This is a genomic window from Micromonospora haikouensis, from assembly GCF_900091595.1.
GTDB classification, from domain to species: domain Bacteria; phylum Actinomycetota; class Actinomycetes; order Mycobacteriales; family Micromonosporaceae; genus Micromonospora; species Micromonospora haikouensis.
In genome coordinates, this window is the sequence record NZ_FMCW01000020.1 from 62903 (window position 1) to 87410 (window position 24508).

The 24508-nt window shown below is 74.3% G+C and carries 19 protein-coding genes and 3 pseudogenes; 12 read left to right on the forward strand and 10 right to left on the reverse strand.

Features of this window, described 5'->3' with window-relative positions; genetic code table 11:
* Nucleotides 1-14 precede the first annotated feature (14 nt).
* Both GA0070558_RS20705 and GA0070558_RS20710 read left to right on the forward strand, forming a co-directional pair.
* A complete protein-coding gene (locus tag GA0070558_RS20705) occupies nt 15-647 on the forward strand; it encodes an alpha-ketoglutarate-dependent dioxygenase AlkB (RefSeq protein WP_091282823.1) in 633 nt (210 codons plus the stop codon).
* An 80-nt stretch (nt 648-727) separates the two neighbouring features.
* Nucleotides 728-2050, forward strand: coding sequence for a uracil-xanthine permease family protein (locus GA0070558_RS20710; RefSeq protein ID WP_091282825.1), 1323 nt, complete (start codon nt 728-730; stop codon nt 2048-2050).
* Between the two features lie 22 nt (nt 2051-2072).
* Here GA0070558_RS20710 and GA0070558_RS20715 read toward each other — a convergent pair whose 3' ends face one another.
* The 4 genes and pseudogenes from GA0070558_RS20715 to GA0070558_RS35015 form a co-directional block, all read right to left on the reverse strand.
* Nucleotides 2073-4562 (reverse strand): DNA gyrase/topoisomerase IV subunit A, encoded by a 2490-nt coding sequence (locus GA0070558_RS20715; protein WP_091282828.1) that lies wholly within the window; start codon nt 4560-4562, stop codon nt 2073-2075.
* A gap of 80 nt (nt 4563-4642) precedes the next feature.
* Nucleotides 4643-5281 (reverse strand): annotated as a pseudogene (locus GA0070558_RS35005) (toprim domain-containing protein); the annotation flags it as partial.
* Nucleotides 5282-5287: 6 nt separating this feature from the next.
* Nucleotides 5288-6760, reverse strand: a pseudogene (locus tag GA0070558_RS35010) (ATP-binding protein); the annotation flags it as partial.
* A pseudogene (locus GA0070558_RS35015) lies at nt 6734-8194 on the reverse strand (ATP-binding protein); the annotation flags it as partial. The pseudogenes GA0070558_RS35010 and GA0070558_RS35015, both read right to left, overlap by 27 nt.
* Before the next feature lie 319 nt (nt 8195-8513).
* Between GA0070558_RS35015 and GA0070558_RS20725 the strand changes: the two are divergent.
* Nucleotides 8514-9770: an SGNH/GDSL hydrolase family protein gene (locus tag GA0070558_RS20725; RefSeq protein ID WP_091282830.1), complete on the forward strand. Its 1257-nt coding sequence runs from the start codon at nt 8514-8516 to the stop codon at nt 9768-9770.
* Between the two features lie 62 nt (nt 9771-9832).
* Here GA0070558_RS20725 and GA0070558_RS20730 read toward each other — a convergent pair whose 3' ends face one another.
* Both GA0070558_RS20730 and GA0070558_RS20735 read right to left on the reverse strand, forming a co-directional pair.
* Entirely contained in the window at nt 9833-10471 is a 639-nt protein-coding gene (locus GA0070558_RS20730; RefSeq protein WP_091282832.1) for a class I SAM-dependent methyltransferase, read from the reverse strand.
* A gap of 50 nt (nt 10472-10521) precedes the next feature.
* The gene (locus tag GA0070558_RS20735) at nt 10522-10977 is read right to left on the reverse strand and encodes an RrF2 family transcriptional regulator (protein WP_091282834.1); all 456 of its coding nucleotides are present in this window, start codon (nt 10975-10977) and stop codon (nt 10522-10524) included.
* A 177-nt stretch (nt 10978-11154) separates the two neighbouring features.
* Here GA0070558_RS20735 and GA0070558_RS20740 point away from each other — a divergent pair, with 177 nt between their 5' ends.
* The 4 genes from GA0070558_RS20740 to GA0070558_RS20755 all read left to right on the forward strand — a co-directional run bounded on the left by GA0070558_RS20740 (nt 11155) and on the right by GA0070558_RS20755 (nt 15353).
* Nucleotides 11155-12378, forward strand: a complete 1224-nt coding sequence (locus tag GA0070558_RS20740; RefSeq protein WP_256092047.1) for a globin domain-containing protein — start codon at nt 11155-11157, stop codon at nt 12376-12378.
* A gap of 78 nt (nt 12379-12456) precedes the next feature.
* Nucleotides 12457-13722 carry a glycosyltransferase gene (locus GA0070558_RS20745; RefSeq protein ID WP_091282839.1) on the forward strand — a complete coding sequence of 422 codons (1266 nt, stop codon included), beginning with the start codon at nt 12457-12459 and terminating at the stop codon, nt 13720-13722.
* Nucleotides 13723-13781: 59 nt separating this feature from the next.
* Nucleotides 13782-14645 (forward strand): alpha/beta hydrolase family protein, encoded by an 864-nt coding sequence (locus GA0070558_RS20750; protein ID WP_091282841.1) that lies wholly within the window; start codon nt 13782-13784, stop codon nt 14643-14645.
* A gap of 78 nt (nt 14646-14723) precedes the next feature.
* Nucleotides 14724-15353 (forward strand): hypothetical protein, encoded by a 630-nt coding sequence (locus tag GA0070558_RS20755; protein ID WP_043962742.1) that lies wholly within the window; start codon nt 14724-14726, stop codon nt 15351-15353.
* A 92-nt stretch (nt 15354-15445) separates the two neighbouring features.
* On the opposite strand, the gene GA0070558_RS20760 is transcribed toward GA0070558_RS20755, so the two are convergent.
* Nucleotides 15446-16354: a DUF72 domain-containing protein gene (locus tag GA0070558_RS20760; protein WP_091282843.1), complete on the reverse strand. Its 909-nt coding sequence runs from the start codon at nt 16352-16354 to the stop codon at nt 15446-15448.
* Between the two features lie 131 nt (nt 16355-16485).
* On the opposite strand from GA0070558_RS20760, the gene GA0070558_RS20765 reads away from it, so the two are divergent.
* Together GA0070558_RS20765 and GA0070558_RS20770 are read left to right on the forward strand one after the other, a co-directional pair.
* Entirely contained in the window at nt 16486-16986 is a 501-nt protein-coding gene (locus GA0070558_RS20765; protein ID WP_091282845.1) for a DinB family protein, read from the forward strand.
* 60 nt (nt 16987-17046) lie between these two features.
* Entirely contained in the window at nt 17047-17961 is a 915-nt protein-coding gene (locus GA0070558_RS20770) for a hypothetical protein (protein ID WP_141722272.1), read from the forward strand.
* A 527-nt stretch (nt 17962-18488) separates the two neighbouring features.
* Here GA0070558_RS20770 and GA0070558_RS20775 read toward each other — a convergent pair.
* Both GA0070558_RS20775 and GA0070558_RS20780 read right to left on the reverse strand, forming a co-directional pair.
* On the reverse strand, nt 18489-20555 hold the full coding sequence (locus GA0070558_RS20775) for an amylo-alpha-1,6-glucosidase (RefSeq protein WP_091282849.1): 2067 nt from the start codon (nt 20553-20555) through the stop codon (nt 18489-18491).
* On the reverse strand, nt 20552-20962 hold the full coding sequence (locus GA0070558_RS20780) for an SCP2 sterol-binding domain-containing protein (protein ID WP_091282851.1): 411 nt from the start codon (nt 20960-20962) through the stop codon (nt 20552-20554). Before GA0070558_RS20780 ends, GA0070558_RS20775 begins: the two co-directional genes overlap by 4 nt.
* A 187-nt stretch (nt 20963-21149) precedes the next feature.
* On the opposite strand from GA0070558_RS20780, the gene GA0070558_RS20785 reads away from it, so the two are divergent.
* Entirely contained in the window at nt 21150-22199 is a 1050-nt protein-coding gene (locus GA0070558_RS20785) for an NAD(P)-dependent alcohol dehydrogenase (RefSeq protein WP_091282853.1), read from the forward strand.
* Here the strand turns inward: GA0070558_RS20785 and GA0070558_RS20790 are convergent.
* Nucleotides 22186-22698 carry a mycothiol transferase gene (locus GA0070558_RS20790; RefSeq protein ID WP_091282855.1) on the reverse strand — a complete coding sequence of 171 codons (513 nt, stop codon included), beginning with the start codon at nt 22696-22698 and terminating at the stop codon, nt 22186-22188. The two genes, GA0070558_RS20785 and GA0070558_RS20790, sit on opposite strands and share 14 nt — an antisense overlap.
* Nucleotides 22699-22802: 104 nt before the next feature.
* Here GA0070558_RS20790 and GA0070558_RS20795 point away from each other — a divergent pair, with 104 nt between their 5' ends.
* Entirely contained in the window at nt 22803-23318 is a 516-nt protein-coding gene (locus GA0070558_RS20795) for a 2'-5' RNA ligase family protein (protein ID WP_091282857.1), read from the forward strand.
* Nucleotides 23319-23545: 227 nt separating this feature from the next.
* Entirely contained in the window at nt 23546-24379 is an 834-nt protein-coding gene (locus GA0070558_RS20800; protein ID WP_176734290.1) for a glycosyltransferase family 8 protein, read from the forward strand.
* The last annotated feature ends 129 nt before the right edge of the window (nt 24380-24508 follow it).

Sequence of the window (24508 nt, forward strand, 5' to 3'; positions counted from 1 at the left end):
GTAGGCTGCGGGGCATGCCCGGTGCCGCCTACCAGCCGTCGATGCTCGACCTCGCCGCCGACGGGCCGTCGCCGGGCCCGCTCGCCGGGCTGCGCCGGCACCCGCTGACCCGGGGCGCCTGGGTCGACCACCTGCCCGGCTGGGTGCGCGGCTCCGACGCGGTCCTCGACGTGCTGCTCGCCGACGTGCCCTGGCGGGCCGAGCGCCGCACGATGTACGACGCGCGGGTCGACGTCCCCCGGCTGCTCTGCTGGTATTCCGGCCACCGGGAGCTGCCCCACCCGGTGCTCACCCGGGCGCGGGCGGCGCTGACCGCCCACTACGCCCCCGAGCTGGGCGAGCCGTTCGTCACCGCCGGCATGTGCCTCTACCGCGACGGGCGCGACAGCGTCGCCTGGCACGGCGACACCCTGGGCCGCTCCGCGCACACCGACACCATGGTCGCCATCGTCTCGTTCGGCGCGCCCCGGCCGCTGCTGCTGCGCCCGCGCGGCGGCGGCCCCGGCCTGCGCTTCCCCCTCGGCCACGGCGACCTCGTGGTGATGGGCGGCTCCTGCCAACGCACCTGGGAGCACGCGGTCCCGGAGACCGCGCGCCCGGTCGGCCCCCGGGTCAGCGTCCAGTTCCGCCCCGCCGGGGTCGCCTGAGCGCCGAGCCCGGCTCCTCTGCTAGAAACGACTTCCAGGGTCTCCGCCCCGCACCGCCGTCGACGCGAAAGGGCACCGCGATGACCGAGACCCCCACCGAACCGCGCTCCCGCTGGTCCCCCTGGTCCCTGCACGGCGACGGCCGCTCCGTCACCCCCGGCGACGTCGTCCACCCCGGCGAACGGCTCTCCTGGCCGCGCACCCTCGGCATCGGCGTGCAGCACGTCGTGGCGATGTTCGGCGCCACCTTCACCGTGCCGCTGATCAGCGGCTTCCCGCCGGCCACCACGCTGTTCTTCTCCGGCGTCGGCACCCTGCTCTTCCTGCTGATCACCGGCAACCGGCTGCCGTCGTACCTCGGGTCGTCGTTCGCGTTCATCGCCCCCGTGCTGGCCGCGAAAGCCGGCGGCGACATCGGCCCCGCGCTCGGCGGCATCGTCGTGGCCGGCGCCGCCCTGGCCGCCGTCGGCCTCGTCGTCCAGCTCGCCGGGACGCGCTGGATCGACGCGCTGATGCCACCCGTGGTCACCGGCGCCATCGTGGCGCTGATCGGGCTCAACCTCGCCCCCGTCGCCTGGGACGGCGGCGGCAGCGGCACCGGCGTCAAGGCCCAGCCGCTGATCGCCGTGGTCACCCTGGTCGCGATCCTGCTCGCCACCGTCGCGTTCCGGGGCTTCGCGGCCCGGCTGTCCATCCTGCTCGGCGTCGGCGTCGGCTGGCTGTTCGCCGCCGCCCTCGGCGGCCTCGACCCGAAGGCCGTCGACGGGCTGCGCAAGGCGGCGTGGGTCGGCCTGCCCGAGTTCCACGCGCCCAGCTTCAGCCTGCGCGCGACCGTGCTGGTGATCCCCGTGATCCTCGTGCTGATCGCCGAGAACGCCGGGCACGTCAAGGCCGTCGCCGCGATGACCGGCCGCAACCTCGACCGGGACATGGGCCGGGCGTTCCTCGGCGACGGCCTGGCCACCATGCTCGCCGGCGCAGGCGGCGGCTCCGGCACCACCACCTACGCGGAGAACATCGGCGTGATGGCGGCGACCCGCGTCTATTCCACCGCCGCGTACTGGGTGGCCGGGCTGGCCGCCGTGCTCCTCGGGCTCAGCCCCAAGTTCGGCGCGCTGATCCTCACCGTGCCGGCCGGGGTGCTCGGCGGCGCGACCACCGCCCTGTACGGCCTCATCGCCGTCCTCGGCGCCCGGATCTGGATCGAGAACCGGGTCGACTTCCACGACCCGGTCAACCTGATGACCGCCGCCGTCGCCCTGATCGTCGGCGCGGCCAACTACACCCTGACCACCGGCGACCTCTCGTTCAACGGCATCGCCCTCGGCACCGCCGCCGCCCTGGCCACCTACCACGGCATGCGCCTCGTCGCCCGCCTGCGCACCCCCACCCCGACACGCTGACCGGGGCGGGGGCGCGGACGGCTCAGTCGCGTTCGATCTGGTGACCGACCACCGTGGGGCCCAGCATCACGGCGAAGCCGCTGCCGTCGCGGCGCGGGTCCGCCGGGGGCAGCTCCACGGGGTCGCCGGTCGCCGTCGCGCCGACCGGCCGGGGGCCGACCCACGCCACCACCAGATCCGTCTCGCCCTTGAGGAACCGCTGCGCGCGCACCCCGCCGGTCGCCCGCCCCTTCGCCGGGTACGCCCCGAACGGCGTCACCTTCACCGTCGCCCCGGTGGACGTCACCACCATCGGCTCGCCGTGGGCCGGATCGTCCTCCCGGACCGCGCCGAAGAAGACCACCCGTGCCCCCGCCGGCAGGTTGATGCCGGCCATGCCGCCGCCCTTCGTCCCCTGCGGACGCACCGTCGACGCCGGGAAGCGCAGCAGCGACGCCTCGGAGGAGACGAACGCCAGCGTCTCCGCCCCGTCGGCCAGCCAGGTCGCCCCGACCACCTCGTCGCCCTCGCGCAGCCCGATCACCTCGAACTCGTCGGAGCGCACCGGCCAGTCCGGGGCGCACACCTTCACCACGCCCTGCCGCGTGCCCAGCGCCAGCCCCGGCGAGCCCTCCCCGGTCGCGCCCAGCGGGGCCAGCCCCACCACCGACTCCCCCGGCTCCAGCGGCACCAGCTCGGCGGCGGACATGCCGCCGCGCAGCGACACCGTGCCGGCCTGCTCCGGCAGCACCGGCAGCGGCAGAACGTCGATCTTGAACGCCCGGCCGGCGCTGGTCACCAGCAGCACCCGCCCCCGGGCCGTGGAGTGCACCAGCGCGCGTACGGCGTCGTGCTTGACCCGACCGCTGCGCCGACGCCCCTCGGACGCCTCCTCCGACTCGGCCGCGGTGCGGGCGACCAGGCCGGTGGCCGAAAGGATCACCTGGCACGGGTCGTCGGCCACCTCCAGGGGACCGGCCGGCGCGGACGCGGCCAGCACCTCCTTCAGGTCCCCGTCGACCAGGGTGGTGCGCCGCTCGGTGCCGAACTTCTTCACCACGGCGGCCAGCTCGTCGGAGACGACCTTCCGCAGCACCTTCTCGTCGTCGAGGATCGTGGAGAGCTGCGCGATCTCCTTGCGCAACTGCTCCTGCTCGGCCTCCAGCTCGATCCGGTCGAACTTCGTCAGCCGGCGCAGCGGGGTGTCCAGGATGTAACTGGCCTGGATGTCCGAGAGCTTGAACTGGCGCATCAGGCCGTCCTTGGCGGCCTGCGCGTCGTCGCTGCCCCGGATCAGCCGGACCACCTTGTCGATGTCGAGCAGGGCGATCAGCAGGCCGTCGACCAGGTGCAGCCGCTCCTCCCGCTTACGCCGCCGGTAGGCGCTGCGCCGGGTCACCACGTCGTAGCGGTGCCGCAGGAAGACCTCCAGCAGCGCCTTCAGCCCCAGCGTCTGCGGCTGCCCGTCGACCAGGACCAGGTTGTTGACGCCGAACGACTGCTCCAGCGGGGTCAGCCGGTAGAGGTCGGCCAGCAGCGCCTGCGGGTTGACCCCCACCTTGCACTCGACGACCAGGCGGGTGCCGTTCTCGCGGTCGGTGAGGTCCTTGACGTCGGCGATGCCCGTGAGCCGCTTGGTCTTGTTGACCTCGTTGGTGATCGCGGCGATGACCTTCTCCGCGCCCACGCCGTACGGCAGCTCGACCACGGTGATCGCCTGCCGGCCCCGGCTGCCCTCCAACGGGCCGATCTCCACCCGCCCGCGCATCCGCACCACGCCGCGCCCCGTCTCGTACGCCCGGCGCACCTCGTCGAGGCCGAGCAGCACCCCGCCGGTCGGCAGGTCGGGGCCGGGCACGAACTCCATCAGCTTGTCCAGGTCGGCGTCCGGGTGGTTGATCAGCCACCGGGCGGCGGAGACGACCTCGGCCAGGTTGTGCGGGATCATGTTGGTCGCCATCCCGACCGCGATCCCGGACGCGCCGTTGACCAGCAGGTTGGGAAACGCCGCCGGCAGCACCGTCGGCTGCGTGAGCGAGCCGTCGTAGTTGGGCTCGACGTCGACCGTGTTCTCGCCCAGCTCGCCGACCAGCAGCATCGCCTCGTGCGACATCCGCGCTTCGGTGTAGCGCGCCGCGGCCGGGCCGTCGTCCGGGCTCCCGAAGTTTCCATGTCCGTCGATGAGCGGGACGTTGAGCGAGAAGTCCTGGGCGAGCCGGACCATCGCGTCGTAGATCGCGGTGTCGCCGTGCGGGTGGTAGCGGCCCATCACGTCGCCGACCACCCGGGCCGACTTCACGTGCGCCCGGTCGGGGCGGTGCCCCGCCTCGTGCATCGAGTAGAGGATGCGCCGGTGCACCGGCTTGAGGCCGTCGCGCGCGTCGGGCAGGGCTCGGGAGTGGATGACCGAGAACGCGTACTCCAGGTAGGAGTCGGAGACCTCGGTGACCAGCGGGTTGTCGAAGACCCGCGCGCCGGCCTGGTCGAAGGCGGCCAGGTCCGCCCGGGGACCGGTGTTCTTACGGCGTGCCATGGTTCAGCTCTCTCCTCGGCGGGCCACGGTCGGGCGACGGTCGTCCCGGCGGGCCGGGGCGGGGCAGGGGCGGATGGTCGTCATGCGTCGATCGCGTCCCGGTCGACCCGGTCGGCGGACTCGATCAGCCAGTTGCGGCGCGGCTCGACCTTCTCCCCCATCAGCAGCTCCAGGATCCGCTCGGCGGCGTCGACGTCGTCGAGGGTGATCCGGCGCACCGCCCGGGTCGCCGGGTTCATCGTGGTGTCCCACAGCTCGTCGGCGTCCATCTCGCCGAGGCCCTTGAACCGGGGGATCGGGGTGACGATCTGCTTGCCGGCCTTCTCCAGCTTGCGGACCGTCGCCTCCATCTCCGCCTGGGTGTACGTGTAGGTCGTCTGCGGGTTGCGCCCCTTGGTGGTGATCTTGTGCAGGGGCGGCATCGCGGCGTAGAGCCGGCCGGCCTCGATCAGCGGGCGCATGTACCGGGCGAACAGGGTGATCAGCAGGGTGCGGATGTGCGCGCCGTCCACGTCGGCGTCGGCCATGATCAGCACCCGGCCGTAGCGCATGGACGACAGGTCGAAGGTGCGGCCGGAGCCGGCGCCGAGCACCTGGACGATCGCGGCGCACTCGGCGTTGTCCAGCACCTGCTGGAGGTTGGCCTTCTGCACGTTGAGGATCTTGCCGCGGATCGGCAGAAGCGCCTGATATTCGGCGGTACGCGCGACGCGGGCGCTGTTGTGGACGAACACACCGGCTTCGAGGGCGAAGTTGTGGTAGCCGTCGACCGTCAGGTCGTAGACATCCGCCGTCTCGTCCAGCGGCTCGACCGACACCACACGGTGGTTCACCAGGGAGGCCGCCTCGCGCAACCGCCCGTAGTCTCCGTCGTAGAGGTCCAGCAGCCTGTCGAAGCGCAGACCGGTCCGGGCGGTCCGCACCCGCTCCGCCTCGTAGGCAGCCGCCAGATCCTCGTCGGCGAGCGACAGCAGGGGCGCGAGACGACGCAGCGCGGCCAGGCGGCGACCCTCAAGTTGTCGGGCCACCCGGTCCTCGCGGGGCACGGACGCGACGTACCGGGCGCGTCCGGCCTGCACGCGGGCGAGGTGGCCGGTGTCCGGATCGGTCATCCGTTGCCGCATCCGACGGGAGTGCTGCTCACCGAACTGCGGGTTGTTCCGATGCCAGGCGGACACCGCGTTGCGCTGGCGCTCGCGCTCCGTGGGGTCTGCGAACTGCTCGACGGTCTTGCCGGACCGCCAGGCCCGCAGGTCGTGGTCCTGCCACTGCCGAAGCGAGCGTTCCCGCCACTCCGCCCGTCGGGCCGGGTCGACGAAGAACCGGCGGACCCGCTCGGCCGCCGCCTCCCGGTGCTCCGGCTGCGACCAGTAGGTGGCCTGCCGCTCGCGCATCCGCTCGGCGTAGGCGCGCTGCTCGTCCGGGCTGAGCGCGGTGTACCAGTCCTGGAAGGCCTGCTCCAGCTTGGCCCGGAACGCGGGGGACTCGTTGAGCGTGAACAGGCGGGCGAGGCATGCCTCACGGAAGGCCGGGTCCCGCCACTGAGCGGTGAGCATCGCCGAGCGGATCTCACGGCCGCCGTTGGCGAACCACTCGCGCCAGCCGGCGTGGACGTGCTCACCCATCATCGCGGCGTGCAGGGCGGAGTGGTCCGCCCACGTCATCCTCCGCAGATTGCGCGGGTCGTTGTTGCGCTTGTCGATGTCGATGTGGTGGCGGACGTTGCCGTTGGTCGCGCTGTCCCGGCCGTGCCGCAGGTTCCACGCGTCCGCCAGGTAGTGGGTGTAGACCCACTCCTCCTTGTCGTTCATCCAGACCCGCTCGTACCCCTGGAGCTTCTGCCCTTCCGCCTTGCTGGACAGGCTGCGGTAGAGCGGCATCAGGGAGTCGCCCGGCGCCAGCGCGTCGGCACGCCGGTAGGAGCCGTCACGCAGGCGGAACAGATGGTCGGGGGTGCAGCGCACCATCTCGCCGTTGTCGATGGTGACCCGCACCAGCGGGGCGTCGCGCTTCGTGAGCCGGGGCTCCACCAGCGGAGCGACGACGACGCGGCCGGCCTTGTTGGTGGTGTAGCCGAAGTGGCTGATGCCCTGCGCCCAGTCGGCGGCGAGATCAGCGAAGGACCGGCTCCGGCCCGACGCCAGGGCGACCATCGTGTCGCCGGTGAAGCACCCGAGTGCGCTGTCGCCCTCGACGATGAACAGCTCGCTCCGATCCACCCCGGTCGCGCGGCAGTCGACCAACTTCGGCGGCATCGACGCGCCCTCCAGGGCGGTCTTGCGGCGGGCCGCGTCCTTCTGCTGCTTCTGGGTGAGCCGGACCCGGGCCGCGTCGACGATCTTCTGGAGCACCGTGCGGGCCTCGGCCTTGGTGCGGCGGTCCTCCAGCCACGCCTTGACGTGCGCCTCCACCAGGCCCTGGAGCACCTTCGTGATGCCGGCGGTGGACAGCTCGTCCTTGGTCTGCGAGGTGAACTGCGGCTCGGGGATGCGCACGTGCACCACGGCCGTCATGCCCTCCAGGACGTCGTCCAGGGTGGGCGCGTCCTCCTTGGGCCGCAGCAGGCCCCGGGCGGAGCGGGCCGCCTCGGCGAGGGTGCGGGCCAGGGCCCGCTCGAAACCCTTGCGGTGGGTGCCGCCGTGGGCGTTGCGGATGGTGTTGGTGAAGCACTCGACGGTGCGGTCGTAGCCGGTGCCCCAGCGGAACGCGATCTCGACCTCGGCCCGGCGCTGCACGTTGGACTGCATGACGCCGTTGGCGTCGGCGGCGTTCTCCCGGTAGGTGCCCTCGCCGGCGACCAGCAGCGTGCCGGAGACCGGCCGGTCGCCGGCCGGGGCGAGGAACTCGACCATGTCGGTGAGGCCGTTGGGGAAGTGGAAGGTCTCCTCGACCGGCTCCTCGCCGGTCTCGTCGCGCAGCAGGTAGCTCACGCCGGGGACCAGGAACGCGGTGTTGCGCACCTTGAGCCGGACGGCCTCGACGTCGAGCGTGGCGCCGGTCTCGAAGTAGCGGGCGTCGTGCCAGTAGCGGATCGAGGTGCCGGTGCGCTGGCCGCGCTTCATCGCGCCGAGGACCTGGAGGCCGGGGCCGGGGGTGAAGGCGGCGTCGGGGCCGGGGCCGGCGAAGACGCCGGGCACGCCGTGCCGGAACGACATGGCGTGCACCTTGCCGCCCCGGCGCACGGTGACGTCGAAGCGCCGGGAGAGGGCGTTGACGGCGGACGCGCCGACGCCGTGCAGGCCGCCGGAGGTCTTGTAGCCGGAGCCGCCGAACTTGCCGCCGGCGTGCAGCCGGGTGAGCACCAGCTCGACGCCGGAGATGCCGGACTTGGCATGCACGTCGGTGGGGATGCCCCGGCCGTCGTCGTCGACCTGCACCGAGCCGTCGGCGTGCAGGATCACCTCGACGCGCGTGGCGTGACCGGCGACACCCTCGTCGGTGGAGTTGTCGAGGATCTCGTTGACGAGGTGACCCACGCCACGGCTATCGGTCGAGCCGATGTACATGCCGGGGCGCTTGCGGACGGCGTCCAGCCCCTCGAGGTGCGTCAGGTCGTCGGCCCCGTAGAGCGTCTCAGGCTGTGCGGTCAACTGGTCGTACTCCCAGGTCTCGGCGGTGGTGGTGCCGCTCACCGGCTCGATCACCTCGCGCGGCGCGCCGCAGCGAGCCTAACGGGCAGGTGGGACAGGACGCCGGCACCCCGCACCTCGGGCCGCGCCGCCTGCGGTGCGGGCCGTCCGGCGGCGGGCCCGCGGACTCCCCGACACCCGGGGTCAACGCCGCCGGGTCCGCGGTTCATCCCGCCTCCCGGCGGTACGCCGGCCGGCCGCCGGCCCTCGGTCGGGCGACCCCCTGATCCGGTCACCGGCCGTTGACGCCCGTCACGCGCCCGTGATGTGATCACCGTCTCGTAGAAACTTTCATATTTCCATGGATGGATGGAGGACGCGCATGTCCGTGTTCCGTCGTACCGCGCTCGCGGCGGTGCTGACCGTCGCGGCGGCGGCGCTGTCGACCGCCGTCGCGCCAGCCGGCCCGGCGGCGGCCGGCCTCCCCACCGCGGCCGTGGCGCTCGGCGACAGCTTCATCAGCGGCGAGGGGGCCGGGTCGTACTCCCCGGTCGTGGACGTCAACGGCGTCAGCCAGGGCTTCCCCGGCTGGGACGCGCCGAACAGCAACGCGTACTTCTGCCACCGCTCGCCCAACGCGTCGCTGTTCCAGGCCGACCTGCCGGGCATCACCGACCGGTTCAACCTGGCCTGCTCGGGCGGCCAGCCGTACGACATCGCCGGGGCCTCGGTCAACCGGGCCAAGGGCCGCTCGGTGGCCTCGCAGCTCGACCAGCTCCGCGCGGTCGCCCAGACCCACGACATCGACCTGGTGCTGGTCGGCCTCGGCTCGAACAACAGCTCGTTCACCTTCGGCAGCGTGGCGGAGAAGTGCGCCAACCGGTTCATCGCCGACGCGTGGACGGGCTGGTGGGAGTTCTGGGCGTATCTGGGCGGGCCGGTGCCGCAGGAGCCGTGCAGCGACGCCGACCTGGCCACCTCGGCGCAGTTCAGCGCGGCCACGGCGGAGACCACGGCCGCCGTACGGCAGCTGCTGGCCACCCTCGACCAGGTCGACGCCGACGGCCAGCACCGGGTCGTGTTCCAGGACTACACCAACCCGCTGCCGTTCGACCTGGCCTCGAACTACTGGGAGGAGGACGGCCGGGAAGACGACCGGGACAAGTTCCGTGACCTGGGCGCGGAGCGGTACGCGGCCGGCTGCCCGATCCACCGCGCGAGCCTCGCGCCGGGGCACCGCTTCTCCACCGGCCTGGGCACGATGGTCCGTTCGGTGCGCGACAGCCTGGCCACCGAGTTCCCGGCCGACGACCTGGTCTACCTGAACGTGCAGCGGGCGTTCGACGGCGCCCGGCTGTGCGAGCAGCCGACCAGCCCGTCGGGTGCGCTCGCCACGCCGATCCGGCTGATGGACGGCCCGAGCGGCAGCTTCGTGACCAGCCTCTCGGGCAAGGACAAGATCGACATTCAGCGGATCGCCAACACCTGCGTCTCGTACTTCCAGACCTGCCAGGAGTCGTGGCACCCGAACGTGGCCGGGCACAAGGCGCTGGGGCGCTGCCTGGCCGGCGCGGCCGTCGCCGCCAACCGGGCCGTCGCCTGCGTCCGCGCGGCCGACGGCACGATCACCGTCAGCTGAGGCGCAAGGAAGGGCCCCTTGTTAACGCATTCTGTTGTACAGGGGGCCCTTCCTAACCGTCGCTAACCACGGCGGGCGGCGCCGAGGACGTGCGGGGAGGGCGGCAGCGGGATCGGGGTGTCGGGGAAGCGGAACCGGTGCAGGTCGGTCAGCGTGAAGCCGGCCGCCTCGATCGCGGCGACGGTGTCCCGCCCCGTGTGGCAGCCGCCGCAGACCAGCGGCCAGCAGGTGGCGTCGACGAGGCGCTGCGCCCAGCGCAGGGCGCCGGGCCGCTCGGCGCGTACGTGCTCGAAGAAGCGCAGCTGCCCACCGGGGCGCAGCACCCGGTGGGCCTCGCGCAGCGCGGCGGCCTGGTCCGGCACCGAGCAGAGCACCAGGGAGAACACGACGGCGTCGGCGCGGCCGTCGGCGACGGGCAGCGCCTCGGCCACCCCGGCCGCCACGGTGACCGGCACCGGCGCGGCGGTGGCGGCGTCCCGCGCGGCCCGGCGCAGCAGGGGTTCCGGCTCGACGGCGAGCACGGCGGCGACCGTCGGCGGGTAGTGCGCGAAGGCCCGGCCGTTGCCGGCGCCCACCTCGACCACCCGGCCGCGCAGGCCGGCCGCGAGCCGGCGGCGGTGCGCGCCGACCCCGAGCCGGTCCAGCACGTCGGTGGCCCGCCCGTAGCGCCGGGCGAAGATCGGACGGGAGACCCCGGACATCGCATCCCCCTCTCGCTCGTTCGAGCCTAGCCCGGTCGCGGGCGGGTCGCTCAGAGCGGCACGGCGGCCGGCGGCGGGGTCGGCCGGGGGCCGAGGGTGAGCAGCAGCGGGCCCGCCGGTCCGTCGACCAGGTCGGCCAGCCGCGTCTCGTCGAGTACGGCGAGGAACGCGGCCTGCGCGCGGCGCAACTGCCCGCGCAGCCGGCAGTCCACCGCCAGCGGGCAGGCCGGCTGTTCGCAGGAGACCACCTCGTCGTCGCCCTCGAAGGCGCGGACGACGGCGCCCACGGTGAGCTGACCGGCCGCCTCGGCGATGGCCACCCCACCCGAGCGGCCCCGGATGGTCACCAGCACCCCGAGGCGTTGCAAGCGCTGGACGACCTTGGCGACGTGGCTGCGGGGCAGCGCGAGCCGCTCGGCGAGCTCGTCCACCGTCGTGCGCGCCGGGGTGACGGCGGCCAGCATGGCGATGCGCAGCGCCATGTCGGTGGACCGGTTGAGCTTCACGCACCGACCCTAGCCAGCGGATCCGTCCTGCGGCACGGGCCGGAAGGCCGGTGCCCGCTGTGATCCGGACGACCCCCGACCCGGGACCTTCGACCCTGAAGAGGAATCTCTGATTCCTGTTTATTGGGCACATCGGGAGCCCGGCGGGACGAAGCCGGCCCAACCGCAGGAGGAAACGTGCTCACGGAATCTTCGGCAGCAGTGGTACGGGCGACCCTGCCCGCGGTGCAGGCGCACGGCGCGGCGATCACCGGCCGGTTCTACCAGCGGATGTTCGCCGCCCATCCGGAGCTGCTGGACCTGTTCAACCGGGGCAACCAGGCCACCGGGGCGCAGCAGGCCGCGCTGGCCGCCGCCGTCGTCGCGTACGCGGAGCACCTGGTCGGCCTCAGCGACGTGCCGTGGGGGCCGATCCTGGACCGGATCGCGCACAAGCACGCCTCGCTCGGCATCACGCCGGCCCAGTACACCATCGTGGGGCGGCACCTGCTCGCCGCCGTCGGCGAGGTGCTCGGGGACGCGGTCACCCCGGAGGTCGTCGCGGCGTGGGACGAGACGTACTGGCTGCTGGCCTGCGAGCTGGTGGCCCGGGAGGCGCGGCTCTACCAGGGCGCGGGGGTCGTCGAGGGCGGGTCGGTCTGGCGGGCGTGGCGGGTGGTCGAACGGACCCGGGAGACCGCGGACGTGGTCTCCTTCGGCCTGGCGCCGGCCGACGGCGGCGACGTGCCCGGCTTCGTCCCCGGCCAGTACGTCTCCGTCGCGGTCGACCTCGACGGCGACCGGGGTCAGCAGATCCGGCAGTACAGCCTCTCCGGCCGCCCGGGGGCGGCGCGCTGGCGGATCACCGTCAAGCGGGTACGCGGCGTGGCCGGCGCGCCCGACGGGATGGTCTCCACCTTCCTGCACGACCGGGTCGCCGTGGGCGACACGCTGCGGCTGAGCCCGCCGTTCGGTGAGGTCAGCGCGGTGGCCGGGGACGGGCCGCTGGTGCTGGTCAGCGCCGGCATCGGGCTCACCCCGGCGATGTCCGCGCTGGAGCACCTGGCGGTCACCGCGCCGCAGCGGCCGGTGACCCTGGTGCACGCCGACCGGGCCGGCACCGCGCACGCGCTGCGCGACGAGCTGCCCCGGCTGCACCACGCCCTGCCCAACCTGCGGACCGCGCTCTGGTACGAGGACCCGGACGGGGCCGACGGCTCCCTCACCGAGCTGCCCGTGCGGGTCACCCCGGGGCGGGTCGACCCGGAGCTGATCCCGCTCGCCGCCGACGCCCACGTGCACCTGTGCGGGCCGCTGCCGTTCATGAACCAGGTCCGGGGCGGCCTGCTGCGCCGGGGCTTCCCGCATGACCGGATCGCCTACGAGGTGTTCGGCCCCGGCATGCTCCGCGACGCGGACTGACGCTGCGGCCGGGACCGGCATCGCGAGAAGTCGGCGGTGCGCCGGTTAGGCGGCGGGGGCGAGGGTAGGGACTCTGCCATGCGCATCGCGATGATCTCGGAGCACGCCAGCCCGCTCGCCGTGCTCGGGGAGCAGGGCGCCGGAGGGCAGGGCGTCGGAGACGGGGCCACCGGCGGGGAGGGCGCCGGCGGGCAGCACGCCCACGTGGCGGAGCTGGCCGCCGAGCTGGTCGGCCAGGGCCACGACGTGCGCGTCTACACCCGCCGCGACTCCCCCGCCCTGCCCGACGCGGTGCCCACCGGCGACGGCTACCAGGTGTGGCACGTGCCGGCGGGCCCGGCCCGCCGGCTGCCCTCGGACGAGCTGCTGCCGCACCTGGGCGAGTTCGGCCGGTGGCTGGCCGGCCAGTGGCGCGACGGCGGCTGGCTGCCCGACGTCGCGCACGCCCACTTCTGGACGAGCGGGCTGGCCACCGTGCACGCGGGACGTCGCGCCGGGGTTCCGGTGGTGCTGACGTACCACGCGTTGGGCGCGGCGGCGGCCCGGCGGCAGCGGGACCCCCGGCACGCCGGCCCACCGGGGCGGCTCGGCTACGAGCGCGCCCTCGGCCGGGCGGTGGACCGGGTGGTCGTGCAGTCCCAGGAGGAGGTCGGCGAGCTGGTCCGCCTCGGCGTTCCCCGGTCCCGGATGGCGCTGGTCCCGGCCGGGGTCAACGAGCGGATCTTCCGCCCGGACGGCCCGGTCGCCCCGCGCGACCCGGCCCGCCCGCGCGTGCTCACCGTCGGGCGGCTGGCGGAGCGCATGGGCCTCCAGGAGGTCGTCCGGGCGATGCCGGCCGTGCCGGACGCCGAGTGCGTGATCGTCGGCGGCCCGCCGGCGGGGCTGCTGCCCGCTGACGGCTTCGCCCGCCGGCTGACCGCGCTCGCCGAGTCGTGCGGGGTGGCCGACCGGGTCCGGCTGGTCGGTGCGGTCCCCCGCGCGGAGCTGGCCGCCTGGTACCGCTCGGCGGACGTGCTGGTCGCCGCCAGCTGGCACGAGCCGTTCGGGGTGACCCCGCTGGAGGGCATGGCCTGCGGGGTGCCGGTGATCGGCACCGACGTGGGCGGCATCGCCGACACCGTCGTCGACGGGCTCACCGGCGACCTGGTGCCGCCGCGCGACCCGCGCGCGCTGGGCGTGGCGATCCGCCGGCTGCTCGCCGACAACGTGCGCCGCTTCGCGTACGCGACGGCGGCGCTGGACCGGATCCGCAGCCGGTACTCCTGGCGGCGCTGCGCCGAGCAGCTCGGCGCCGTGTACGCGTCGGTGGGCGCCGCCGCCCGGCCGGCGCCGGCGATGGCCTGACGGGTCCGCACCACCCACCCTGGCTACCCGCCGGTAGCTTACGGCCGTAGGCTGGGCCGGTGAGCGCGCCCGGGGAGTACACGCAGGAGTACGTCGACGTCGATGGGGCCCGGCTCGGGGTGCAGGTCTACCCCGAGCCCGACGGGGCCCCCGGCGCCCCGGTCGTGGTGATCTGGCCCGCCATGGGGGTGCGCGCCCGCTACTACCGCCCCTTCGCCGCGCACCTGCGGGCCGCCGGCCTCGCCGTGGTCGTCGCCGACCTGCGCGGGAGCGGGGAGAGCACGCCCGCGCCGAGCCGCGCCTGCCGGTACGGCTACGCCGAGCTGGCCGCCGACGTGGGCGCGGTGCTGGCCGCGCTGAAGCCCCGGCTGGACGGCCGGCCCACGATCCTGCTCGGGCACTCCCTCGGCGGCCAGGCCGCCCTGCTGCACCTGGCCCTGCACGGCACCGGCGCGGTGGACGGGCTGGCCCTGGTCGCCGTCGGCGTCCCCTACTGGCGCAACTATCCCGGCCCACGCCGGTTCGGGGTCCTGCCGTACACCCAGGGGATCGCCGCCACCGCCCGGCTGCTCGGCGTCTGGCCGGGCTGGGGGTTCGGCGGCCGGCAGGCGCGCGGGGTGATCCGGGACTGGGCGCACACCGCGCGCGCCGGCCGCTTCCCCGCCCTGGACGGCGTGGACGTCGAGGCGGCGCTGCGCACGCTGGACGTACCGGTCCTCGCGGTGAGCGTCGACGACGACCAGTACACCCCGCACGGCACGGTGGACCACCTCTGCGGCAAGCTCGCCGCGGCCACCGTCGTGCGCGAGCGCCTCACGGCGGCGCGGGCGGGCGCCCCGCTGGACCACTTCACCTGGGTACGCGCCAGCGGGCCGGTCGCCGCCCGGGTGGCGGCGTGGGCGGCCGACCTGCCCGGGGCCTGACATCCGGCTTCCCGTCCCGGGGCGTACTCCCGCGATCGGCGGGTATGCCGCTGCGCCCGTACGGTGGAAGGGGATCAGATGTCCGAACGACACACCGCCCTGCGCTCGATGCACGACCTCGGCCTCGCCGCCTGGTTCGGCGGCTCGCTGATGGGGGCGCTCGGCGTCAACGGCGCGGCGGCACAGATCGACGACTCGACCCAGCGGCTCCCGGTGGCCTCCGCCGGATGGTCCCGGTGGACGCCGGTCAACGCGGCGGCGATCGGGGCCCACCTGGCCGGCGCGGTCGGCGAACTGGCGACCGAGAGCCCCCGCATGCTCGCCCAGTCCGGGGTGGGCCGGATGAGCGCCGTGAAGACGGCCCTCACGGTGGGCGCGCTGGCGGTCACCGGCTACAGCCGGCTGCTCGGCATGCGGCTGCAACGGGCCGGCGGCCCCTCGGTCGAGGGGATCACCGAACCGAACCCGCAGACGCCGGCCGACGTGGCCTCCTACCAGCGGCAGATGCGGCTGCTCCAGTGGACCATTCCCGCGCTCACCGGCGCGCTGGTGGTGGTCACCGCCTACATGAGCGAGCAGCAGAAGCCCGGCCAGGTGTTCCGGGGGATGATCGGCCGGGTCGGCGGGCTGGCGAGCGCGCCGAAGACCATCGGCAAGGTGGCCGCGATGGGCGCGGCCAAGCGCCAGATGGCCATGTCCGGCCGCTGACCGTCCGCCGCGCGCCGCCCCTGCCCCGCCCAGCCACGGGCGGGGCAGGGGCGGCGCCCTGGCGGAGACGACCGGCATGCACCCGGAGGGGATCAGCCGCCGCGGCTGACCCCGGTGGACGCGAGGGCCGCCCGGCCGAGGAGTTCGGCCAGCCGGGCGGCGTCGCGCTGGGCCCGGTCGCCGCAGCAGTTGTTGAACAACACGTGCAGCTCGTCGACGCCGTCGGCCAGCCCGGTCAGCAGCTCCGCCCAGGTGCGCAGCTCCCGCTCGCCGTAGGCGTACCGGAACTTGTCCTGCTTGTCGCCGCTCTCCCACGCCGCGCTGTGGCCGTGGAACCGGACCACGGCCGGGTTCGCGGTGGCGACCAGGATCGGCGGCACCGACGAGGCGAACCCCTGTGGCATGTCCACGCAGACGAAGGAGAGGTCGTGCTCGCGCAGGAGGGTCAACGTGCGCAGCGCGGCGGCCTCGTCGGCGAACCAGGAGCCGTGCCGCAGCTCGACGCTCACCCGCCAGGGGCGCAGCCGCGCGGCGGTCTCGACGATGCGCCGCTCGGCGGCGGCGCTGCGCGCCAGCCACGGTGGAAACTGCAACAGCACCGCGCCGAGCCGGTCGGCCGCCGCGATCGGCTCCAGCGCCGCGCGGAACCGGCTCCACAGCTCGTCGTACGCCCCGGCGGGCAGGTCCCGGCGGCGCACGCGCGACGGGCCGCCGGCCGGGCGCAGGTCCCGGGGCAGCACCGAGACCGGCGTCGGGTGGCCGGTGAAGAGGCTGAACGCCTTGACGTCGAAGGTGAAGCCGGGCGGGGTGGCGGCCACCCACCCGGCGGTGGTCTCCGGCACGGGCACCGCGTAGTAGGAGGTGTCCACCTCGACCAGCCCGAACCGTTCGGCATAGAAGCCGAGGCGGCCGGCGGGGGTGTTGACGGCGCGCGGATACCACCCGGAGCGCAGCAGCAGCTGGTCGGCCCACGAGGACGTGCCCACCCTGATCTCACCCATGTGGATCAGTGGACCGCGCCCCGGGCGGATCGGCAACCGGAGCGGCGGCTGCCGCCCGGAGGGCCGGGCGTGGCGGAAGTGTCGGTGGGTCTGCATAGGTTGGTCGGGACGTGACCAGGAAGGACGGTGGCATGACCAGTCCCGAGCAGTTCCGCACCGGCGAGCGGCCCGACCTGTTGCAGGCGCTGCGCCAGCAGCGCGCCTTCCTGCGCAGGACCGTGGACGGCCTCACCGACGAGCAGGCCGCACTGCGCAGCACCGTCAGCGAGCTCTGCCTCGGCGGCCTGATCAAACACGTCGCCCTCATCGAGCAGACGTGGCTGCGGTTCGCCGTGCACGGCGCCGAGGCGATGCAGGCCGGCCAGGATGACTGGGCCGACGGCTTCCGGATGGACGACACCCTGGCGGCCCTGCTCGACCGCTACGCCCGGGTGGCCTCGGCGACCGACGAGCTGGTCGCCACGCTCGACCTGGACGCCGCCCACCCGTTGCCCGCCGCTCCCTGGTTCGAGCCCGGGGCGAGCTGGTCGGTGCGCCGGGTGCTGCTGCACGTGATCGCCGAGACGTCCCAGCACGCCGGGCACGCCGACATCCTCCGTGAGGCCATCGACGGCGCGAAGACGATGGGCTGAGCTGGTCCGTTCCGGTGGCGATGTGACGCCCGCGCGCCCGATGGCGCTGAGGGACACGAGATGAACGCACACCGGATGGACCAGGAGACCGTCGAGCGCCTGCTCGCCAGCTCCGTCGGCGGCCCCGTCGCCGGCTCCGTCGGCAGCCCCCGGGGCGGCCCGGAGCCGCTGGTCCGACTCCTGGCGGCGGTCCGCGCCGCCCCCCGCCCCGACGAGCTACGCGGCGAGGGCGCTGCCCTGCACGCCTACCGCCTGGCCCGCGCCGCTTCGACCGCGCCGGTCACCGCGGCCCGCGCCCGGCCCTCGCTCCTCGCCGGACTGTTGAGCGCGAAGGCCGCGCTCGCGGCCCTGGCCGTCGCCGCGACCGGCGGGGTCGCGCTCGCCGCCGCCCACGGCGCGCTGCCCCAGCCGCTGGGTGGGGCGGGCGAGCCGGTAGGGGCGCCGGCGAGCGGGCAGGCCGCGCCGAGCGGGGCGGCGGGGCGGACGGCCGGCCCGCCCGGGGGGATCCGCGACCGCCGGGTCCCGCCAACCCCACTGGTCGTGCTCTGTCACCGGCTGCGCGCCGAGGCCACGGTGGACCGCGCCCTGGCCGAGCCGCGCTACGCGGACCTGGTCTCCGCCGCCGGCGGCCGGGACCGCGTGCTGAACTGGTGCGCCGAGGCGCTCGCGGCGTCGTCCGGCTCCGCCGCCCCGACGCCGACCCCGGTGCCCACGCCCACGCCCACCCCGACGGTCCGGTCGGGCGGCGACGGCGGGCCGGACGGGCGGCCCGGCCGGTCCCCGGCCACCCCCTCGCTGCCGGTAGGGCCGCCGCCAGGGGTCCCCGCGTCGCCGGGGAATCCGTCGCTGCCGACAGCCCCGTCGGTCCCGGTGACGTCGGGGCCGGCGATCCCGCCGGCACCGGGAGCCCCGTCGGCATCGGCAGGCCGACCGGCCCCGGCCGACCCGTCCGCGTCCTTGCCCACCGCGCGCTGACCGGGGTAAGGCCGGGCCGGGGCGAGGCCGGGGCCGGGGATGGGCCGGGGCCGGGGCAAGGCCGGGGCGAGGCCAGGGCCGGGGATGGGCCGGGGCCAGGACCGAGGGCGGGCCGGCGTGGCCAGGGCCCGACAGCTGCTTCCCAGGTGATCGCTGGCACGGCCGGCCGTGCTGCCTCCGCGCCCGGCACCCGCCATCCACCCGTTACGTAGAGCGACGCGTCAGCCAGGCAAGCCCACCATTGCAGCCAACCCCTTTGCTCTGCACCCACATACGCATCGGTCACACAGCGCAAAGATCGAGCAGACCCTCAAACATCCATTCACCTTAATTCAAGCAGCTTATTGCAGGTGTCGCGTATATGGGTGCAGAGCAAAGGGAGCGTGAGGTTGTTCGGCGGGCCGGAGCGGCGTGACGGAGGGTCAGGCAGTCGGCAGCGTCGCAGCCAACTCGGGGATATCACCGAGAGTGGTCGACGCGGGCAGCCGGCCCTCGTCACGGCACGGCACAGCGCGGCGCGGCGCGGCTCAGCGGAGGCGTGGGCGGGGGCCCCGGTCTCCCGGCGCGCGGTCCCGGCCGTACGCGTCGGCGTGCCCCCAGCGGCCCGGGATGTCGAGCAGCTCAATCCGCCCGGCGCCCTTCGGCAGTGCCGGGTTGACCAGCAGGCTCTCGCCGCAGGGCGACAGCCCGAGGACGGTGCCGAGCAGCATCAGCAGCGCGCCCGACGACCACGACTGGGGCCGGCCGGCGTGCGGGAGCTGGACCGGGAAGCGGGTGAGGTCGCGGTGGTAGCCGGCGATCACCTCCGGCACCGGGTTGCCCAGCATCTGCACGACGTCGAAGATGCCGGCCGCGACCTGGGCCGCCGCCTCGTCGCAGCCGTACCGGCGCAGCCCGGCCGCGATGATCGCGTTGTCCGACGGCCACACGGAGCCGAGGTGCGCGCCGACCGGGTTGTAGGCCCGCTGCCCGTCGGCCAGGGTCCGCACCCCCCAGCCGGAGAAGAGCCGTGGCCCGAGGAGGTGCTGGGCCACCGCCTCGGCGCGCTTCTCGTCGACGATGCCGCTCCACAGCAGGTGCCCCATGTTGGAGGCGAGCGCGTCGACCGGCTCGCCGTCGGGCCCCAGGGCCAGCGCGTAGTAGTCCCGGTGGGGCAGCCAGAAGTCCCGGTTGAACCGCGCCTTCAGCTCCGCCGCCTCCCGTTCCAGCCGGTCGGCGTACGCGGGGTCGTCCCAGAACTCGCGGGCCAGGCGCGCGCCGCGCCGCTTCGCGTCGTACGCGTACCCCTGCACCTCGCAGGTCGCGCGGGGCGGCGCCGGCGCGCGTCCCTCGGCATCGACGATCGCACCTGGCGAGTTCTTCCAGCACTGGTTCTCCAGCCCGGTGCGGGTGTTGCGCCGCTGGTAGCGCACGTAGCCGTCGCCGAGGATGTCGCCGTACTCGTCGATCCAGTCCAGCGCCATCCGGGCGGGGTGGCGCAGCTCGCGGACCAGATCGGCGTCGCCGGACCAGCGCTCGTATTCGTCGAGCAGGATCACGAACAGCGGGGTGGTGTCGGCCGCGCTGTAGTGCAGGTAGGTGGGTGACTCGCCGAAGACCGCGTTCTCGCCGTAGCGGTACTCGGCAACGATCTTGCCGGGTTCCTCCTCGCGGTGGTCGTCGAGCCGGCCGCCCTGACCGAGGGCGAGCAGCCGCAGGGTGGGCGGGGCCAGCTCCGGGGTGAACGGCAGCGTCTCCAGGCAGGTGATCATGGCGTCCCGGCCGTACAGCGCCATCGCCCACGGCAGGCCGCCCACCGGCAGCTTGCCCCGGATCGACAACGGCGTGTACCGCAGCGCGGCGAGGTCGTCGAGGCTCCCCTCGTACGCCGCGCGGAGCCCGTCGTGCTCGGCGACCAGCTTCGGGGCGCGCTCGTGCCAGCGGCGCAGGTCCTCCCGCATGTCCCGGCGGATCTGCTCGCGGTGGGCCTCCAGGCTGGACCGCAGGTCCCGGGCCCCCGCCCCCCGCATGATCATGCCGATGTGCAGGTCGGTCGTCCACGAGCCGTTCGGGGGGACGCGGATCCGGAAGGTCATCCCGCCGGGGTCCACCTCCACCGGGGCGGTGGACGACACGACGGTCTCGCGGGCGAACCGCTCCCGCTGGTAGAACAGCCGGAGCTGCCCCTCGGCCGGCATCGGGACGGCGACGATCCGCCGCTCCCTCGGCTTCTTGATCTCGGCGGTGTCGGCGAAGTCCGAGGCGATCTCCATCCGCACCGTGTAGTCCGCCGGTTCGGCCGAGTGGTTGAGCACGACGAGCCGCTCGTTGAAGCTGTCGTCGATCGACCGGTGCCGGATCACCGAGACGTCGGCGTCGACATAGTGGCTCGCCGCGCCGGGAACCAGCACGAACCTCGTCTCGAAGTACGTCATCTCGTCGCGGGACAGGGCCTTCAGCCGCTTGCCGTCGATGGTGAGCACCCAGCGGGACAGGAACCGGGTGTCGAACGAGAAGAGGCCGATGGGCGCGAGCGGATCGGGCGTCATGTCGCCCTGCGCGTCGCTGACCGCGAAGGAGTTGCCGGTCAGCACGTTGACCAGTTCCTGCTTCACTGCCGCTCACCCCCGTGCGACTCCGACGTACGGTGCGTGGCGACCGCCCTGACCGCCATCTCCCGGGGGTGACGGGCGTCGGGCGGGCCGGGGAACAGCCGGCGCAGCAGCATCAGCAGCCGCAGGTCCCCCTGGGCGGTGACGTCGTTGCGGACCAGCGCCGCGCCGATGTGGGTGCCCTCGGCGACAAGCCGGTCGAACACCTCCCGGTCCCCCGCGACGACGAGGTCCGCCTCCTCCGCCGACCGGCTCACCCCGACCTGCTGGTCACCGATCGTGAGGAACCAGTGGTCGGTGCTGCCGTCGTCGCGGATGTCGAGGCGCACCGTGCCGCTGACGTTCTCCGGCAGGTCCTCGTGGCGACCCCCGACCCAGCAGGCCAGGTAGTCCGCGGCGGACGCGGTCATCAGCCCTCCCCTCCCGGACGACACAGGTCGTCTCCGGAGCATCCCCGCCCGGCGGGTGACCCCGGCTCACCCGGTCCGGGTGAATCCCGGCCGGGGCCGTCCGGGCCGGGCGCGGCGGCGACCGTTTGTCCGGACGCCGAACGGGCACGCCGGCAGCAAGAGCCGAGCGACGGAACAGGAGAGAGCCATGCGCGCGCTGCGGTTGCCGGGCTGGAAGTCCGAACCCGAGCTGGTCGAGGTGGCCGAGCCCACCGCCGGCCCCGGCCAGGTGGTGGTGCGGATCGGCGGGGCGGGGGCCTGCCACTCCGATCTGCACCTGATGCACGATTTCGACGCCGGGGCGGTGCCCTGGAACCCGCCGTTCACCCTCGGCCACGAGAACGCCGGCTGGGTGCACGACCTCGGTGCGGGGGTGACCGGCCTGGAGGTCGGCCAGCCCGTGGCCGTCTACGGCCCGTGGGGCTGCGGCACCTGCGACCGCTGCCGGGTGGGCGTCGACCCGTACTGCGAGAACCCCGCCGCCGCGCCGGTGCCCGGCGGGGGCGGCGGCCTCGGCCTGGACGGCGGCATGGCCGAGTACGAGCTGGTTCCCGACGCCCGGCACATCGTGCCGCTGCCCGAGGGGCTCGACCCGGTGCAGGCCGCGCCGCTGACCGACGCGGGCCTCACCCCGTACCACGCGATCCGCCGGTCGTGGCACAAGCTCGCGCCCGGCAGCACCGCGGTGGTGATCGGCGTCGGCGGCCTCGGCCACATCGGGGTGCAGATCCTCAAGGCCACGACGGCGGCCCGGGTCATCGCCGTGGACACCCGCCCCGAGGCGCTGAAGCTGGCCGAGGAGTACGGGGCCGACCTGACGCTGCGTTCCGGCGAGGAAACCGCGCAGGAGATCCGTGCAGCCACCCCCGGCGGGCGGGGCGCGGACGTCGTCCTCGACTTCGTCGGCGCCGACGCCACGCTGCGGCTCGGCGCGGCGGCCGCCCGTACGCTCGGGGACCTCACCATCGTCGGCATCGCCGGCGGCACGCTGCCGGTGTCGTTCTTCGCCGTGCCGTACGAGGTGAGCATCCAGACCACCTACTGGGGCAGCCGGCCGGAGCTGACCGAGGTGCTCGACCTGGGCGCCCGGGGCCTGGTACGCCCGAAGATCACCACGTTCCCGCTGGAGCGGGCGGTCGACGCCTACCGGAGGCTGCAGGACGGCTCGGTGGAGGGCCGCGCGGTCATCGTCCCGTGAGCAGCAGGCCGCGCACGTAGGCGGCCTGGCCGACGTGCTGGAGGTCGTCCTCGGCGACGCTGACCAGCCGGACCCCGAGGGTCACCGGCGGGTCCCACGCCTCGTCGACCACCCGGTCCAGGTCCGCCGGCCGCAGCCCGGCCAGGAATCCCCGGGTCCGTTCCGCGACCGCGTCGTGGTAGTCGACGAGGACCCGGGGGCTCTCCGGCGCGACGGCGGCGACCTGGTCCGGGGTGTGCGCGTAGCCGGTGTCGTCCGGGTCGGCGGACAGCCCGAACCGGGCCGCCCAGTCGCCGGTGACCCAGAGCTGCTCGGTGTCGAGCAGGTCGGCGACGTGGTGGTCCTGCACCCGGGTCAGGTGCCACACCAGCCAGCCCACCGGGTTCGCGCCGGGCGCGGGCGCGCGCCGCAGCTGCTCCGGGGACAGGCCGTCGACCGCGGCGCGGACCAGCGCGGGCAGTCGGCCGTAGGTCTCGGTCAGTACGCCGCTGATCTCCACGCGCTCCTCCTCGGCCGGGGCCTGCGGTCTCCTCGCCAGTACCGCACGGGCGGGCGACCAAACCTGCTCGCGGCAACGGCGCGGCCCCGCCCTAGGGTGGGCGGGTGGTCGCCGCGCTGGAGCTGTATCTCGACACCGACGCCACCCGGCGGATCCGGGTGCTGTGGGACGCGTTGGAGTCCGAGGGCGTGCAGAGCATGCGCAGCCTGCTGGAGCAGCGGCACCGGCCGCACGTGTCGCTCGCGGTGGCCCCGCGACTGGACCCGGACCAGGTGGCCGACGCCCTGGCCGGGACGACGGTGGCGGTGCCGCTGCGGCTGTCGTTCCAGCACGCCGGGCAGTTCGTCGGCCGGGTGCTCTGGCTGGGGCCGTCGCCCACGGCCGACCTGCTGGCCCACCAGGCGCTCGTGCACGACCGGCTCGCCGCCGCCGGGGTCGGGTTGGCCGAGCACTACCGACCGGGGCGCTGGGTGCCGCACTGCACGCTGTCGATGCGCGTGCCCAACGCCCTGATGGCCGCCGCGGTGCGGCGCTGCCTGGAGGTGCTGCCGCTGGAGGCGACGGTGGTCGGCGCGGCGGTCACCGACCACGCCCAGGGCATCTGCCGGCCGCTGCCCTGACCCGTGGCGCAACGACGCCGGGCTATGCGAGGAATCCTCACGGACCGTGTGCGGCCGACCAAGTCCAGCACTTAAGGATGATTCAGGGGTCAATTCTGGGGTCGAATGATCCCACCTCGCACGAAACCCAAATTACGGGTTATCTAATGTGTAGTTTCCTTGCCTAAATCGCAATTCGCTACTTACATTTCACGGAGTTTACGCTCAGCCTGTGCGGAGGAGAGCACGTGGAACTCACATTGACCTTCGACGCCGCGTACGCGGCCCACGCGGCGGTCGTCATGGCGTCCGTCGCCGAATCGAACCCGGGCCAGGCGGTCCGCTACTGGCTCATCGCGGCCGACGACGTCAGCCCCTCGGCGCGCGCCGCCCTGACCCGGGCGGCCGGGCCGGACGCAGGCGTGGAATACCTGCGGGTGGACACCTCCGTGGTGAACCTGCCGAAGGGCAGCGACCCGGTGATGGCGTACCTGTCCCCGGCGATGTACCTGCGCCTGCTGGTCCCCGCCGCGCTTCCCGACGAGGTGCGGCGGGTGCTCTACCTGGACTGCGACACGATGTGCACGAACAGCCTCGCCCCGCTGTTCGACGTGGACATGGGCGGCGCCCCGCTGGGCGCGGTCCGGGACCCGTTCAACCGGCGGCTGCTCGACATGGGCGGCATCCCCGGCCTGGCCGAATACCGCGACCTGGACCCGTACGCCCTCTACTTCAACTCCGGGGTGCTGCTCATCGACGTGGCCCGGTGGAAGGAGTGCGAGGTGACCGAGAAATCGCTGGCGTACCTCGCCCGGCACGCCCACGAGTCGCGGTACCCGGACCAGGACGCCCTCAACTACGCCGTGTACGGCAACTGGCTGCGGCTGCCCCGGCAGTGGAACGACCTGATGGCCTGGCGGCTGGAGCCCGAGTTCGGCGGGAAGCTCTCCGACTCGGCGGTCATCCACCCGGCCGGGCCGATCAAGCCGTGGCAGCCCGGCTTCCCGAAGGGGGCCCGCCGGGACCTGTACTGGCGGCACCGCCGCCGCAACGGCGGGCTGGTCGCCACCACGCGCCGCTGACCCCGGGAACCGGGCCGCCGCGTCGCTGACCCGAAGCACCGGGCCGCCGGTGGCCGGCCCCGGGCCCCGAACCGCCGGACCGGACCGCAACCCGGCCCGGCGGGGCGGGGCACGGCGGGCGTTCTGCCA